Source organism: Thiorhodovibrio frisius, from assembly GCF_033954835.1.
In the GTDB taxonomy this organism is placed as follows: Bacteria; Pseudomonadota; Gammaproteobacteria; order Chromatiales; family Chromatiaceae; genus Thiorhodovibrio; species Thiorhodovibrio frisius.
The window spans coordinates 3,194,404-3,209,053 of record NZ_CP121471.1 but is presented as its reverse complement, the minus strand read 5'-3'; the positions used below and the strand labels follow the sequence as shown (position 1 = coordinate 3,209,053).

General features: G+C 62.0%; 12 protein-coding genes. 4 read left to right on the top strand and 8 right to left on the bottom strand.

Features of this window, described 5'->3' with window-relative positions:
* Positions 1-2 precede the first annotated feature (2 nt).
* The 3 genes from nuoL to nuoN all read left to right on the top strand — a co-directional run bounded on the left by nuoL (position 3) and on the right by nuoN (position 5,132).
* Positions 3-1,997, top strand: coding sequence for an NADH-quinone oxidoreductase subunit L (gene nuoL, locus Thiofri_RS14655; protein WP_009147000.1), 1,995 nt, complete (start codon positions 3-5; stop codon positions 1,995-1,997).
* A gap of 71 nt (positions 1,998-2,068) precedes the next feature.
* On the top strand, positions 2,069-3,622 hold the full coding sequence (locus tag Thiofri_RS14650) for an NADH-quinone oxidoreductase subunit M (protein ID WP_009147001.1): 1,554 nt from the start codon (positions 2,069-2,071) through the stop codon (positions 3,620-3,622).
* A gap of 67 nt (positions 3,623-3,689) precedes the next feature.
* Entirely contained in the window at positions 3,690-5,132 is a 1,443-nt protein-coding gene (nuoN, locus tag Thiofri_RS14645) for an NADH-quinone oxidoreductase subunit NuoN (protein WP_009147002.1), read from the top strand.
* A 146-nt stretch (positions 5,133-5,278) separates the two neighbouring features.
* Here nuoN and Thiofri_RS14640 read toward each other — a convergent pair whose 3' ends face one another.
* From Thiofri_RS14640 to bchI, 4 genes are all read right to left on the bottom strand, one after another.
* Positions 5,279-6,274, bottom strand: a complete 996-nt coding sequence (locus Thiofri_RS14640; RefSeq protein WP_009147003.1) for an adenosine kinase — start codon at positions 6,272-6,274, stop codon at positions 5,279-5,281.
* 112 nt (positions 6,275-6,386) lie between these two features.
* Positions 6,387-7,274 carry an alpha/beta fold hydrolase BchO gene (gene bchO / locus Thiofri_RS14635; RefSeq protein WP_009147004.1) on the bottom strand — a complete coding sequence of 296 codons (888 nt, stop codon included), beginning with the start codon at positions 7,272-7,274 and terminating at the stop codon, positions 6,387-6,389.
* 46 nt (positions 7,275-7,320) lie between these two features.
* On the bottom strand, positions 7,321-9,228 hold the full coding sequence (locus tag Thiofri_RS14630) for a magnesium chelatase subunit D (RefSeq protein ID WP_009147005.1): 1,908 nt from the start codon (positions 9,226-9,228) through the stop codon (positions 7,321-7,323).
* A complete protein-coding gene (gene bchI, locus Thiofri_RS14625; protein ID WP_009147006.1) occupies positions 9,225-10,253 on the bottom strand; it encodes a magnesium chelatase ATPase subunit I in 1,029 nt (342 codons plus the stop codon). The genes Thiofri_RS14630 and bchI overlap by 4 nt, the downstream gene beginning before the upstream one ends.
* A 258-nt stretch (positions 10,254-10,511) precedes the next feature.
* Between bchI and Thiofri_RS14620 the strand changes: the two genes are divergently transcribed.
* Entirely contained in the window at positions 10,512-10,679 is a 168-nt protein-coding gene (locus Thiofri_RS14620; protein WP_190275761.1) for a hypothetical protein, read from the top strand.
* A gap of 32 nt (positions 10,680-10,711) precedes the next feature.
* Here Thiofri_RS14620 and Thiofri_RS14615 read toward each other — a convergent pair whose 3' ends face one another.
* From Thiofri_RS14615 to menB, 4 genes are read right to left on the bottom strand one after another with little or no spacing between them, the layout of a single operon-like run.
* Positions 10,712-11,506 carry an alpha/beta fold hydrolase gene (locus Thiofri_RS14615; RefSeq protein WP_009147008.1) on the bottom strand — a complete coding sequence of 265 codons (795 nt, stop codon included), beginning with the start codon at positions 11,504-11,506 and terminating at the stop codon, positions 10,712-10,714.
* Positions 11,503-12,657, bottom strand: a complete 1,155-nt coding sequence (locus tag Thiofri_RS14610; RefSeq protein ID WP_009147009.1) for an enolase C-terminal domain-like protein — start codon at positions 12,655-12,657, stop codon at positions 11,503-11,505. The genes Thiofri_RS14615 and Thiofri_RS14610 overlap by 4 nt, the downstream gene beginning before the upstream one ends.
* Before the next feature lie 51 nt (positions 12,658-12,708).
* Positions 12,709-13,635, bottom strand: a complete 927-nt coding sequence (locus Thiofri_RS14605; protein WP_009147010.1) for a 1,4-dihydroxy-2-naphthoate polyprenyltransferase — start codon at positions 13,633-13,635, stop codon at positions 12,709-12,711.
* Between the two features lie 3 nt (positions 13,636-13,638).
* Positions 13,639-14,418: a 1,4-dihydroxy-2-naphthoyl-CoA synthase gene (gene menB, locus Thiofri_RS14600; protein ID WP_407702945.1), complete on the bottom strand. Its 780-nt coding sequence runs from the start codon at positions 14,416-14,418 to the stop codon at positions 13,639-13,641.
* Between the last annotated feature and the right edge of the window lie 232 nt (positions 14,419-14,650).

Here is a 14,650-nt window from a genome sequence, read left to right as displayed (position 1 = left end):
GCATGGCACTGGTTTATCTGCTCATCGTTCTGGCGCCACTCGTGGGCGCCATCATCGCGGGCTTTTTCAGCGCGCGTATCGGCCGCGTCGGTGCCCATCGCGCGACCATCATCGGCGTGGGTCTCTCCTGCGTGCTGTCGCTCGCGGTGCTGGCCGGGTTTATCTGGGGCGATCTGGGCGTCTTCAACGATACTGTTTATACCTGGATGATCGCCGATGGCATTCGCTTTGAGATCGGTTTTTTGGTTGACCGCCTGACCGCGCTCATGATGGCGACAGTGACCTTTGTGTCTCTGATGGTGCATGTTTATACCATCGGTTACATGGCTGATGATGAGCACAACTGGCCGCATGGATCGCTGGCCGGCACAAACAGCTATCAGCGCTTTTTCAGTTATATCTCGCTCTTCACGTTCTCCATGCTGATGCTGGTGATGTCGAATAACTTCATCCAGCTGTTTTTCGGCTGGGAGGCGGTCGGTCTGGTCTCCTATCTGCTGATCGGCTTCTGGGCGACGCGTGAATCGGCCGTTTATGCAAATTTAAAAGCCTTTCTGGTCAACCGGGTGGGGGACTTTGGTTTTATTCTCGGCATTGCTGCGGTCGGCATGTATTTCAACTCCATGAATTATGCCGAGGTGTTCGCACAAGCGCCGCAATTTGCCGAGACGCAGGTGCCGGTATTCGGCGGTGTCTCGCTGATGACGCTCATCTGCATTTTGTTGTTCATCGGTGCCATGGGAAAGTCCGCCCAGGTTCCTTTGCATGTCTGGTTGCCGGACTCCATGGAAGGTCCGACACCCATCTCCGCGCTCATTCACGCGGCCACCATGGTCACAGCCGGTATTTTCATGGTCGCGCGCATGTCGCCGCTCTATGAACTTTCCACCACCGCGCTCTCCTTCGTGCTCATCATCGGTGCGGTGACGGCCTTTTTTATGGGTCTGATCGGTCTGGTGCAGAACGATATCAAGCGTGTGGTGGCCTACTCGACCCTGTCGCAGCTTGGCTACATGGTGGCTGCGCTGGGCGCATCTGCCTATGCCGCCGGCATTTTCCACCTGATGACCCATGCCTTTTTTAAGGCGCTGCTGTTCCTCGCGGCCGGCTCGGTCATCATTGCCATGCACCATGATCAGGACATCCGCAACATGGGTGGCCTGTGGAAGAAAATGCCCATCACCTGGCTGACGGCCCTGGTCGGCTCCCTGGCGCTCATTGCCTTTCCTGGCTTCTCCGGCTTCTTCTCCAAGGACGCCATCATCGAGGCGGTTGGCCATTCGGATGTTTTCGGGGCCAATGTCGCCTGGGTGCTGCTAACGATCGGCGCTTTTGTCACCGCACTCTACAGCTTCCGTATGTACTACCTGGTGTTCCACGGCAAGCCGCGTATGGATGAGCATACCCGCTCGCACCTGCACGAGACGCCCTGGGTAGTGACAGGCCCGCTGATCGCGCTGGCGGTGCCGTCTATTTTCATTGGCTGGCTGGCGGTGGAGCCACTCTTGGTCAACAACTGGCTGGGCGATGCCATTCATGTGGCGCACGAGCACGATAGCCTGCACAATCTGGCCGCCCACTGGCATGGACAGATGGCCTTTATCGAGCATGGCATGCACGGCTGGCCCTTTAAACTGGCCATGACCGGTCTTGGGCTTGCGACCTTGTTCTGGTGGTTTGGCGTCAAGCTGCTGCCCAATCTCGATCTGCTGCTACAGCGCGCAGGTGGCCCGCTGACCCGGCTGTTGCAGGACAAGTATGGCTTTGATGATTTCAATCAGCGCGTTTTTGCTGGCGGCGGGCTCAATATCGGTCGCTTGTTATGGAACACGGGTGATCGAGCGGTGATTGACGGCGCCATTGTGAACGGCTCCGCGCATTCGGTCGGCCGACTCGCGGGCGGCATGCGTTGGATACAGTCGGGCATGCTCTATCACTACGCCATTGCCATGATCATCGGCCTGGTCGCCATGCTGACCGCCTATGTTGCCTTCTGAACCCCGTCTGCTGGATCAAGGGCCGCCCAATGCATGACCGCCGTGGTCGCGATTCTGGAGAATGAAGGACAATGACTGATTTTCCCTGGCTGACATTGACCATCTGGCTGCCGATTCTTGGCGGCATTGGCGTCATTGTCAGTGGCGACGAGATGCCAGAGCGGAGCAAGCGGCTAGCCCTTGGGGTGGCGGTCGCGACCTTCCTGGTCAGCCTGCCGCTGTGGTTCGGCTTCGATCCGGCGCAGCCTGACATGCAGTTTGTCGAGCATCTTCCCTGGGTGCCGTCTTTTGATGTGTTCTATTTTCTTGGCGTCGATGGAATTTCGATGCCGCTGATTATCCTGACGACCTTCATTACCATTTTTGTGGTCGTGGCCGGTTGGGATGTTATCAGCTATAAGCCGTCGCTCTACATGGCCGCTTTCCTGATCATGGAAGGCATCATGGTTGGCGTTTTCTCCGCGCTCGATGCCATTTTGTTCTACGTCTTCTGGGAGGCCATGCTGATCCCGATGTTCATCGTGATCGGCGTCTGGGGCGGGCCAAATCGCGTTTACGCCACCATCAAGTTCTTCCTGTATACCTTTTTCGGGTCGGTGTTCATGCTGGTGGCACTGATCTACATGTACTTCCAGTCCGGCAGCTTCAGCATTCTCGACTATCACGCGCTGCCCCTTGGCATGACGGCGCAGATACTGATTTTCATTGCCTTCCTGCTCGCCTTCGCGGTCAAGGTGCCCATGTTCCCGGTGCATACCTGGCTGCCCGATGCCCATGTGGAGGCACCAACCGGCGGGTCGGTGATTCTGGCGGCCATCATGCTGAAGATTGGCGGCTATGGCTTTCTGCGCTTTAGTTTGCCAATCACACCCGATGCCAGTGCGGCGCTTGATGGCTTCATCATCGCCCTGTCGCTCATTGCGATTGTCTATATTGGCTTTGTCGCCTTGGTGCAGAAGGACATGAAAAAGCTCATCGCTTACTCGTCGATCGCGCACATGGGCTTTGTGACCCTCGGCTTTTTCCTGGTGTTCGCCATTTTCCGCCAGCCGGAGGTTTCGAGCGGCGCCGTCATGGGCATCGAGGGCGGCATGGTGCAGATGATTTCCCACGGCTTCATCTCGGGGGCGCTCTTTCTGTGCGTCGGGGTGTTGTATGATCGCCTACATAGTCGCGAGATTGCCGATTATGGCGGCGTGATCAATGTCATGCCCTGGTTCGGCGGCTTTATGGTGTTCTTTGCCATGGCCAACGCTGGCCTGCCGGGGACCTCTGGTTTCGTCGGTGAATTGATGGTGATTCTGGCCGCCTTCCGCGCCGACTTCTGGTACGCCTTCTTGGCCGCGACCACGCTCATCCTGGCTGCCGCCTTTACCCTGTGGATGGTCAAGCGCGTCGTCTTCGGTGAGGTCGGCAATGAGCGGGTCGCCGGGCTCAAGGATTTGAACCGGCGTGAAACCTTTAATTTGGGCGTGCTCGCCGCCGTGGTGCTTGCGGTTGGCATCTGGCCGAAGCCGCTGATTGATGTGATGGAACCGACCATCGAGAATCTGGTGAGCCAGATTCAGGTCAGCAAGCTGCCCGGTACCGATCCGGCGCTTGCTCGCCAGCCCGAAGCACCCTGACAACCCTTGGTTCCCATTCGGACCAATAGCCGGACCAACAGCCGCTGCTGCCAACGGATTTTTGACTATGGCGTTTGAACCCGTTTTTCTCGCGACCATCCTGCCCGAGCTGATCCTGCTGACGACGGCCTGCGCGGTTCTGGTTCTCGATCTCTATCTCAACGACGAGCAGCGGGGCTGGAACCATAACCTGTCGATCCTCGGGCTGGCCGCGACCCTCGGCTGCGTTGGTCTGGTTGGTGGCAGTGAGTCCACCCTGGCGTTCAGCGACAGCTTTGTGCGCGATCCCTTTGGCGACCTGCTCAAAGGCGTCATCCTCATTCTGACCATTCTGACCTTCGTTTACTCACGCGATTACATGCGCGAGCGTGGGCTTTGGGTGGGCGAATACCATGTGCTCATTCTGTTCGCCACCCTGGGCATGCTGATCATGGTCTCGGCGCATAGCTTCCTGACGCTCTACCTGGGGCTGGAACTGCTGGCGCTCTGCCTCTATCCGCTGGTTGCGCTGGAGCGCGACTCCAAACCCGGGGCAGAGGCGGCGATGAAATACTTTGTGCTCGGCGCTCTGGGTTCGGGCATGCTGCTCTATGGCATTTCCATGCTCTATGGAGCCACCGGCAGTTTCGGCTTTGCCGATGTGGCCGAGGTTGTCACCGCCGAGGGCATAGAGAACAAAATCCTGGTGTTCGGTCTGGTGTTCGTGCTGATTGGCGTGGCCTTTAAGTTCGGCGCCGTGCCCTTTCACATGTGGCTTCCGGATGTCTATCAGGGCGCGCCCATGCCGGTGGTGCTTTTCCTCTCGAGTGCGCCCAAGATCGCGGCCTTTGCCATGGCCAGCCGGATTCTGATCGACAGCCTGGGGGCGCTGCAGCCGGACTGGGGCGAGATTCTGATCATCCTTTCGGTGCTCTCGATGGGCCTTGGCAATCTGGTCGCCATCGCGCAGACCAACATCAAGCGCATGCTGGCCTACTCGACCATCTCCCATGTTGGTTTCATTTTTCTTGGGCTGCTTGCGGGTACGCCGGAGGGCTATGCCGCCGCCATGTTCTACACCCTGGTCTATGCGCTCATGGCGGCCGGCGCTTTTGGTGTGCTGGCGATGATTTCCGTCCAAGGCGTCGAAATTCAGAACCTTGATGATCTCAAAGGACTGAATGACCGGGATGCCTGGCTCGCTGCCATGCTGGCACTGATGATGTTTTCCATGGCTGGGGTGCCGCCGGCGGTGGGCTTCTTCGCCAAGCTGCTGGTGCTCGACGCCGTTGTAAGCATTGGTCTCACCTGGCTTGCCGTGGTCGCCGTGGTCTTCTCCATCGTGGGTGCTTTCTACTACCTGCGGGTGATCAAGTTCATCTACTTCGATAAGCCCGCGCAGGATGCCTTCCCGCTGCAACTGGCCGGGGATGCGCGTATTGCCATCTCTGTGAATGGTCTTGCCGTGCTGTTACTGGGTATTTTCCCCGCCTCCCTGCTTGGAATCTGCAACGCCGCCTTTGTTGGCTAGCGCAGCGCGCGTATGCGCGATTTCATGAGGGATTCCATGAGGGATTCCGTGGGGGGCTCCGTGGGGCGATTGCCATCTGCCCCGCCTTACGCAGGCGGGGCAAAGTGCCAATTGGCTTCAAACCCAGAGTGGCTTCAAACAGCCTGTCAGGCCGCTTCAACCTGTTTGAGAATGGCTTGGGATTCTTCGCGGCTGATGCGAGGCCCCAGACTGGTGACCAGCTTGGCCGAGGCGGCGGAGGCTAGGCGACCAGCGCGGGCGTGACTCCAGCCCTGAGTTAGACCGTAGAGGAAAGCACCGGCAAACATATCGCCTGCTCCCACGGTGTCGACGGCTTTGACCGGCACCGGATCGATGTCGATCAGTTCCTTCCCGTCAAAGATCAGGGCACCTTCAGGGCCACGGGTGATGGCAAACTCCCGCGCAACAGACTTCAGATAATCGACCGCCTGGTTCAAATCATCGGTGTCGGCCATGCCCATGGCCTCGGCCTCGTTGGCGAAGATCAAATCGACCTTCTCGCCAATCATTTCCTTAAGCCCATCCTTGAAGAAGTTGACCATGTTCGGATCGGACAGGGACAGCGCGGTTTTGACGCCGGCCTGCTCAGCAACCTTTCGCGCTTCGATCGCGGCCACCCGTGCCGTATCCGATGTAACCAGATAGCCTTCGGTGTAAAACCATTTGGAGGCGCGCAGGGCGTCTGTGTCGACTTCATGCACCGAGAGGTTGCCGCTGATGCCTAAGTAGGTGCACATGGTGCGGTCGCTATCAGGAGTGACCAGCACTACGCAGCGGCCGGTGTCGCCCTGATCGAGAAAGCTGCTGTCGCGGGTGGCGATGCCCCCGGTGACCAGGTCTTTTAGATAAAAGTGCCCGAGTTCATCATCGGCCACCTTGCAGGAATAGTATCCCTGGCCACCAAATTGGCTCAGCGCGATGATGGAGTTGGCCGCCGAACCGCCGGAACCGCGATGATGATCGTGCTCTCGCAGATGATTCATGATGCGCAGTTGGTGGGCTTCATCAACCAGCGTCATTACCCCTTTGTCGATTTCGAGTCGGTTCAGGTCCTCGGGCGTGACGCTGTATTCCATATCGACGAGGGCGTTTCCGAGGGCGTAAAGGTCATAGGCTGGCATGGAGGAATCCTTTTGGTTGGAGTGAGAAGTTTAGGGTGAATTAAGCTTAGAAGTGAACGAGTTACCGTGAATCTCATGGATTCATTCTCGGGGGTGGCCGGGACCATGAGCCTTAGCAAGCCGGGAAGTTTAGGATGGCCTGGGCGACCGTCTCGGCTTGTTCTTCGTGGGCGAGGTGGCCGAGTCCGTCAAGGCGCTGGATGCGCGCGCCCGGCAGCAGGCGATGCAGGCGTTCGGCCTCAGACGGCGGGATGGTTTGATCCTGGCTACCCACCAGCAGCAGCAAGTTGCATTGCAGTCGCGGCAGGTCGCGGGCGAGCGAGTCGAGGTTCCAGTTGGCCATCATGTTGAGTGCTGCGGCCACATGGCCGGGACTGCTGACGAGCAAGCGGTAAAGCGCCACCCCGCGCGCGTCGAGATGCGAACCTGTGCTGTCCACCAAGCGCTCGACGGCGCCCTGGCGTTTGGCATCATGGCCGACGATGCGTGGTACCAGGGAGGAGCGCGCCAGCAGCTTGGCTACAGGTGAAAACACTTTTCCGGGCAGGCCGCGCAGTGGCAGCAGGGCACCATTCAGGCTGACGAACAGTTGCGGATCGATTTGGCCGTCCAGGCACATGCGCGCGAGAATGGCCGCTCCGGCGGAATGCCCGACAGCTACCTGGGGTGATTGGTCGAGCGCGAGCAGCAGGGCTTTGAGTGCCGCTGCCATCCCGGGCAGTGACAGTCGCGCAGGATCGGGTGCCGAGGTGAAGCCGTGCCCGGGCAGGTCCGGCGCAATCACGCAATACTGCTTGGCGAGCAGAGGCAGCAGCGCCCCCCAGGAGTGATTGGCCGCCGCCGTGCCATGAATCAGCAGCAGGACAGGGCCTTCGCCGGCAATCTGGACATGCCAGCGCAGACCGCCCGCTTCGAGAAAACGGCTGTACTGGCGGTTCGGCCAGGCCTGGGCATCGCGCTCCCAGTCGGGTTTGTCGTTTAGAACGCGGGTGGAGGTCATGGAATCAAGGCTCGCCTGCAAACCGCAGTGCAGCCAGTGTAACGGATCAGACGACGGCCTTGACAGCATTCGACAGGGCGCTGGCGTCGGCGTGGGGCAGGGGCAGGTAAACGGCGGCCATCTCGCGGGCGAGCTGCTCGGCCTCGGTTCTCGGGCGCGGGGAGACGTCGATCACCACGGCGGTTAGCTCAGCGGTGCGGAACAGACGCGCGGCGTTCATGGCATCTTCGCCTGCTTGGGCACGTCCGCCGGTGCCATCGCGCGCGACATTGGCACGGCCGTCGGTCAAAAAGACCACCACCGGAGTACCGCCGCGCCGCTGGATGCTATCGGCCAGATCGACGGCTGTTTCAATCGCCATGGCCAGAGGTGTGCCGCCACCGCCCGGCAGACCGGCCAGGCTGCGCTTGGCGCGCACCAGGGAGCGCGTTGGCGGCAGCAGCAGTTCGGCCATGGCGCCGCGGAAGGCGATCATGGCCACCCGGTCGCGCCGCACATAGCAGTCGGCCAGCAGCAGCTCGATGGCGCCCTTGGCCTCAGCCAGACGGTGCAGGGCGGCGGAGCCGGAGGCGTCGACTACGAAAATAGTGGTGGTTTCGGAGCGGTGTTTGTAGCGGGTGACACGGAAATCATCGAGCCGCACTTCGACGCGCGGTCGTGGTGCCTCGAGCGGCTTGCGGCTGCGGCTCTTGCGCCCTGATTGTTTGGCAACTGACGCGCTCTGTGCGCCCTTTTGTTGCTGGCTTTCCTGTTCGCGCTCGGTGCGCCGGATGCGCTGCCATGGGGCGGCGGCGCGCAGGGTTTCAATCACATTCAGACGGGCTGTGGCGCTGGGTTCGCCGCGACGAGTCCCGGCCGGGCGGCCGCGCAATGAGCCACTTTGCGTCGCGCCGGACTTGCCGCTGGTGCGCGAGCGCGCGCGCAGGGCGCCTAGCTGCAACTGGGCGAGCAGGTCTGCCGGAATGGCCGCTTCGGCGGATTCAAGCACCTGATCTTCTAGCGGTTTATCGATTTCCTGTTCGGGCGATTTGTCTTGCTCGCTGTCGTCCTGGTTCTCTTCTGGTGGAGGCGGTTCCTCCGGCATTTCGTCCTCGGGCTGCTCCGGCATGGGTAGGCGAGTCGCACGCGGGGCCAGCACCAGGCGCGCGGCCAGGCTGATGTCCTCGGGTGCGAGCTGTTCGCGCCCGGCCAGTGCGGCGGCAACCCGGGCGACGCGCACGGCAGCCAGTGTCGGGCGCAGCGAGTCGACGCCCAGCGCCAGTGCGGTGCCGCACAGGGCATCGAGTGCGTCATCATCGACCCTGACCTTGGGCAGGCGCGCGCGCGCGGCCAAAATGTCGGCCAGCTCTACATCCGGGGGCAGGGTCTGCACATCGCGCCAGGACAGCGGATTGAGGTCGATCAGCAGACTGAAACGATCAATCAGCGTATTCGGGAGCCGTTCGTCGTCATCGGCCCCTTCATCGAGTGCCACCACGCCGAAGCGGGTCGGCGTGCGTGCGGTCAGGCCATCGCGTTCAAGCAGAATCTCGCCGGCGTCGAGCACGGCGGACAGGTGAGCGGCAGTGGAGCGCGCGACTCGCTCTGCCATGGCCAGCAGCACAACACCGCCGTCAACTTCGGCGAGCAGGCCGCGTTCGGCAATGGGACGCCCGGCGCGCAGGGTCGCGGATAGATCGAGCCCGCCGAGCAGGCGACCGTCGGCAATGTGCAGGGGGATGCGTCGCAGGGGTGTTTCGGGCGGCAGGAATTCGCGTAGCATTTCCAGCCATAGATCCCGCACGGGACCAGGAAGGGCGCGCACCGAGAGTCCCGCAACGCCCGCCGGATCGACCGCAAACAGGGCCGCAGCCATGCAGGCGTCTTGCCACAGATCGGGGCGCTGCGCGGGGGCTGGCTCGGGCGGGTGCTGCGCGGCAGGCGCGCCGGACTCAGAGCGCGCGGCTGGCATCATGAGCCGAACAGCTCCTGAATTGCCCGTTCAACACGGGTGGTGGAGCCGGCATCGTCGAGAACATTGCGGCGCAGACGATGGCGCAGCGCTGGCGGGGCGACGCGGCGAAGATGGTCATCAGTCACGGCATCATCGCCATCGAGCGCGGCCAGTGCGCGCGCGGCCCGGATCAGCGTCAGCTCGCCACGCAGCCCGTCTGTGCCGAGTTTCATGCACAGCTCGGCGGCGCGTTCAAGCGCGGCATCTGGGACTTCGACCTTGTCCAGTCGTTCTTTGGCCTTGACGATTTGATTGCGCACCTTGCCGTCCTTGCGCTTCCACTTGGCGATGAATGCATCGGGGTCGTGCTCAAACTCATCGCGCAGGCGCACCACCTGGACGCGGGTTTTTAAGTCCTGGGGTGTCTTGACCTCAACCGACAGGCCGAAGCGATCGAGCAATTGCGGGCGCAGCTCGCCTTCTTCCGGGTTGCCGGAGCCAACCAGTACGAATTTGGCCGGGTGGCGCACGCTCAGGCCCTCGCGCTCGACCACATTCTCCCCGGATGCAGCCACATCGAGCAGAGAGTCGACCAGATGGTCCTCGAGCAGGTTGACCTCGTCGATATAGAGAAAACCGCGATGCGCGCGAGCCAGCAGGCCGGGCTCGAAGGCTTTTTCGCCTCGGGTCAGGGCGCTTTCCAGATCGAGCGCACCGATGACGCGGTCTTCGGTGGCTCCGAGCGGCAGATCGACCACTGGCACCGGCGCCTTGCGGACTTTAATGTCGTCCTTGGTGCGGCGGCTGCGGCAGGACTCGCACAGGCCGGCGTCGTTCGCCTCCGGGTCGCAGTTATAGGTGCATTTCTCGATCACTCGCATCGGCGGCAGCAGGGCGGCGAGTGCCCGGATCGCGGTGGACTTGCCGGTGCCGCGATCACCAAACACCAACACACCGCCGATGCTCTGATCGGTGGCCGCGATCAGGATCGCGAGTTTCATTTCTTCCTGGGCAACGATGGCCGAAAACGGAAAAGCAAGAGGCATGGTCAGGCCATCCTTAAAGCAAGCAGGGAGGGAAACCCGGAATCAAAACGGGAATCAACAAAGGAGTCACAGCGGGCGCAAGGCAGTTGCGGGCCCGGGGAGTCGCAGGGGTTGGCAATGGTCAAGCGCGTGATCCTCTCGATAAGCGGGCGGATGAGCCGGCGTGCGCGCCGCAGCAAAATGGCGGTCGGGGCGGTGCTGCCGCCGCGCAGAACAACCTGAAACCCTATCGCTCTTGAGCTGTCGCGGTCAAGTTGCATGCGCGTTCAGGGCCTTGAACGGGGCAAAAAAGACGGCGGAAAACAGGCAAACCTTCAGACTGGTCAGCATTTGCTGGCGCTTGGTACATTGACCGAAAATCAGATTGCAACAGGAACGGGCTTGTCATTGGATGAAATTAATCGCTTGCGTCAAGATGGCGATTGATGCCCGTCGCCCCGTCTTGCACTTTTGCGGATTCATCGACCGGGGTGGCCGCAGAGCGTCTCGAGCCGTTCCTTCAGCATGTCCGGCGCCTCGATCAGGGGATTGTGACCGCAGTCAGGCAGGATGTCATGGGTCGTGGCTGGGCGAATCTGGCACACCTGCTCGCCCAAGGCACAAAATTTTGCATCCTGCGCGCCGCTGATCCAGTGCAGATGACCATTATAGACGGGGATGGCTGGCCAGGTTGGTGGCATTTGACCGAGGCCGAAGCAGGCCAGGGCGCGCGCCAGTCCCTCGGGTCGCTGACTGAGTCTTCGCCGGTGCTGGATTGCGACGGCCATGGGGGCGCGCAGATGCTGCGCGCGAAACAGCGCCTGGCGTTGCCAGGCGGAGGCAAAGCGCTTGATGCCCTGGTCGCGCAGCAGATCGATCCAAATCTGATCCTGCCGGCATCGGGCCGCACGCTCGCTGGCGTCTTCAAGACCGGGATGGGCGGAGAGAATTAGCAGCTCCTGAAAACGCGCAGGCGCTTGGGCCATGAGTGCCAGCGCGATACGCCCGCCGAGCGAATAGCCTGCAATGCGCTCGATGCTGCTTGGCAAAGCGGCCAGCAGACGGGCAATTTCCTGAGCAAAATCACCCTTGGGGTCAGGACTCCGGCCATGGCCTGGCAGATCCATGACCAGCGCGGGAAAGTCTCTTGGCCAGAGATCAATCCAGTCCAGATGACTGCCTGTGAACCCGTGCAGCAGCAACCATCGGGGCTGTTGCGAAATCCCGGCGTCTAGCGCAGGGCCGAGCGCTTTCGTGTGATAGCCGGGCATCATGATATGGGCGCCGGATTGTGCTGATTGAATGGCTGGAAACCACTACCGGGCAAAGTAGACAAACGCAACTGCCCCGCGCATAGCGGCGGTGACCGACCCAGGTCAGCGGCGAGCCACTCAGCCGTGGCAAGGCCGTGGCACAGGCCGGCGCTGGGGATGCCGCCTGGCGTCTGCTGGGCGAGCGCGCTGATGGCGGCCGCCAGTTCAGCGGCGGCCCAGAGACCGGCGGCTGAGTCGATCAGGCTGGTGACCAGAGGCTGGGCGCCGGCTTCGAGCGCGGCCTTGGCCAGCGCGAGACTCGGGCGCAGGCCACCAAGAACCCCGGGCTTGAGGATGACGCGCCGCACCGGAAGCGGAGCGGCTGGTGGCGGCCAGGGGCGCCGGGGTAGCGATTCATCCAACGCCAGCGGGATGGATGTCAGTGCTTGCAGGTGCGCGAGGTCCGCATCCCGCGGCTCACGCAGGGGTTCTTCCAGGGATTCAATGACCGGGAGGTTGCTGTCTGCTTGCTGCGGCAGTTGCTCGAGTGCCGCGAGAAAACGGCGCGCAGTGGCAAGATCCCAGGCCCCATTGGCGTCCAGGCGCAATTGGCCCGGTTGAGGCAGAGCGGCGAGCAGTGAGCGCAGATGCGCAAGTTCTGTCTCGATTGGCGCAGTGCCAACCTTCAGCTTAAACACCCAAAAGTCACGCCTGGCGGCAGCATGCAGCGCGGCTGGCGTGCAGTCGATCAAGGTGCCGAGCGCGGCATTGACTGGAATCTGTTCAAGCTCGGCGGCACCTGGTTGCAACAGCGCTCTAAGGCACTGGCGGGCGGTTCTGGCGTGCCAGTCGAGCAATGCGATTTCCACCGCAGCATCGGCGGCCGGCGTCTGGCTTGGCAGACTATTGCTCAGGGCATCGAGCAATTCCTGGTCGGACTCGCTCTGGGCGCGCATCTGCCAGTACTTAAGCCGGGCTGCGGCGGCGGCCAGCGTCTCGGTTCCAGCTGCCGGGAATGGAGCGCAGTCGCCATAGCCGCGATGCCGGCTCTCATGCTGGCCCCCGTGCGCGATGACCAGCCAACCTTGGCGCTCGCTCAGGCCGCCATGGGCGCTGCGCCAGGGACGGTGCAGCGGCAGGCGGTAGGGATGCAGCAGCAGTCGAGGGGACATCTCCCGCAAGCCGGTCTGGCTGGTTGCCCGTGTTTGGAGTCTGAATGCCGCCTAAAACGGCAAGGCGAGGCCGCCGCTCAGCAATACCACCAGTACTGCCTGATAGAGCGCGGTCTGTCCAAGCAACGCGTTTAGCGCGCGGCCCTGGGTGCCGCGAAACAGACGCTGGATGAGGCTTGCCGCCATCGGCAGAGCCAGCAGCACCGGCCAGGAATGGGCCATGGGCGCGCTGAGCAAAAACAGTGGCAGGCAGCCGAGCAGCAGCGCGGCGTAGAGCACCCGCGCGCGTGCCTTGCCGAGCAGGTGATTCAGAGTGTGTCGCCCGGCGCGTGCGTCGGTGTCAAAGTCGCGATAATTATTGAGCAAGAGCACGGCCGCCGACGGCAGGCCGCAGGCGATGCCAAGCAGCAGCGAGGATGCCGTCAGTTGCAGGCTTTGCAGATAGAAGGTACCGGCCACGGCGGCGATGCCAAAAAATGCCAGCACAAAGACCTCGCCATAGGGACCATAGGCAATGGGGCGCGGCCCGCTAGTGTAGGCATAGCCGGCCAGAATGGCGGCCAGACCCAGCAGCAGGATGGGCCAGCCACCGCGCACCACCAGCACCAGGCCAACCAGAAAAGCCGCCAGAAAGGCCAGATGGGCTGCGCGTTTGACTTGAGCCGGACTAAACCAACCTTGGGCCGAGGCGCGCGGTGGCCCGAGGCGGTCAGGGGTATCGGTGCCGCGCTCGAAGTCGGCCGCGTCATTGTGCAGATTGGTGCCAATCTGGATGGCTGTGGCGCCAAACAGGGTCCCCAGTGCGGTCCACAAGGCCAGCTGACCGGTCTCAAACCATGCCAGGGCGATGCCGGCGACCACCGGCGAGACGGCAAGGAACAGGGTGCGCGGGCGCGCGGCGCTGATCCAGCGCCCACCCTGATGGCGCATGGCCTGCCAGCGGGGCAGGGTGGCGGCAGAGGCTTTTATCTGGGACACAGCTTAGGCTCGACGAGGAAAGCGGGAGAAATCCGGCGGACGTTTTTCCAGGTAGGCATTGCGGCCTTCCTGCGCCTCGGGCGTTTGATAGTAGAGTCCGGTGGCATTGCCGGCCAGTTCCTGAATACCGGCCAGGCCATCGGTGTCGGCGTTGAAAGCGGCCTTGAGCACCCGCAGCGCGGTCGGCGAATGGCGCAGCATCTGCCGGCACCACTCGAGAGTGACGGCTTCAAGCTCGCCTAGCGGCACGACGGCATTCACCAGCCCCATGGCCAGAGCCTCGTGCGCGTCGTACTGGCGACACAGAAACCAGATTTCCTTTGCTTTCTTGATGCCAACATTGCGCGCCATCAGTCCGGCGCCAAAGCCCGCATCGAAGGAGCCGACCTTGGGCCCGGTCTGCCCGAAGCGGGCATTTTCAGCAGCAATGGTTAGATCACAGACCAGGTGCAGGACGTGACCACCGCCGATGGCATAACCGGCCACCATGGCCACCACCGGCTTGGGCAGGGTGCGGATCTGGCGCTGTAGATCAAGCACGTTTAAGTGTTCGGCTCCGCTGTTGTCGCGATAGCCACCCTCGCCGCGAATGCGCTGATCGCCGCCTGAGCAAAATGCCAGTTCCCCCGCGCCAGTCAGGATGATGACGCCAATGGCCGGGTCATGATGGGCGCGGTGAAAGGCATCGATCAACTCGCGGACGGTCTCGGGCCGAAAGGCGTTGCGCACCTCGGGCCGGTTGATGGTCAGCTTGGCGATGCCCTCGGCCTGGTGGTAGAGGATGTCTTGGTAGCCGAGCCCCTCTGGCTGCTGCCAGGCAACAGCGGACGCGGGATTGGCCTCATGGGGGTCGGGATGGCGATGGGTGGTCAAGGCTTGGCTCTTTTGGAGGTTGGGTTTTTGGGCATTGGATGTTGGATCTGAATCTTGGCGGGTTGGCCATGGTCCATTTTGGGCGGTTTCTTTTTTTAACAAATCGCCCAACGGCAGGCTTGTTGTGGCGAACTGACTTCCC

Coding starts and splice junctions, on each gene's coding strand:
- nuoL (WP_009147000.1), top strand. CDS start 3: ATGGCACTGGTTTATCTGCTCATCGTTCTGGCGCCACTCGTGGGCGCC.
- Thiofri_RS14650 (WP_009147001.1), top strand. CDS start 2,069: ATGACTGATTTTCCCTGGCTGACATTGACCATCTGGCTGCCGATTCTT.
- nuoN (WP_009147002.1), top strand. CDS start 3,690: ATGGCGTTTGAACCCGTTTTTCTCGCGACCATCCTGCCCGAGCTGATC.
- Thiofri_RS14640 (WP_009147003.1), bottom strand. CDS start 6,274: ATGCCAGCCTATGACCTTTACGCCCTCGGAAACGCCCTCGTCGATATG.
- bchO (WP_009147004.1), bottom strand. CDS start 7,274: ATGACCTCCACCCGCGTTCTAAACGACAAACCCGACTGGGAGCGCGAT.
- Thiofri_RS14630 (WP_009147005.1), bottom strand. CDS start 9,228: ATGATGCCAGCCGCGCGCTCTGAGTCCGGCGCGCCTGCCGCGCAGCAC.
- bchI (WP_009147006.1), bottom strand. CDS start 10,253: ATGCCTCTTGCTTTTCCGTTTTCGGCCATCGTTGCCCAGGAAGAAATG.
- Thiofri_RS14620 (WP_190275761.1), top strand. CDS start 10,512: ATGCGCGTTCAGGGCCTTGAACGGGGCAAAAAAGACGGCGGAAAACAG.
- Thiofri_RS14615 (WP_009147008.1), bottom strand. CDS start 11,506: ATGATGCCCGGCTATCACACGAAAGCGCTCGGCCCTGCGCTAGACGCC.
- Thiofri_RS14610 (WP_009147009.1), bottom strand. CDS start 12,657: ATGTCCCCTCGACTGCTGCTGCATCCCTACCGCCTGCCGCTGCACCGT.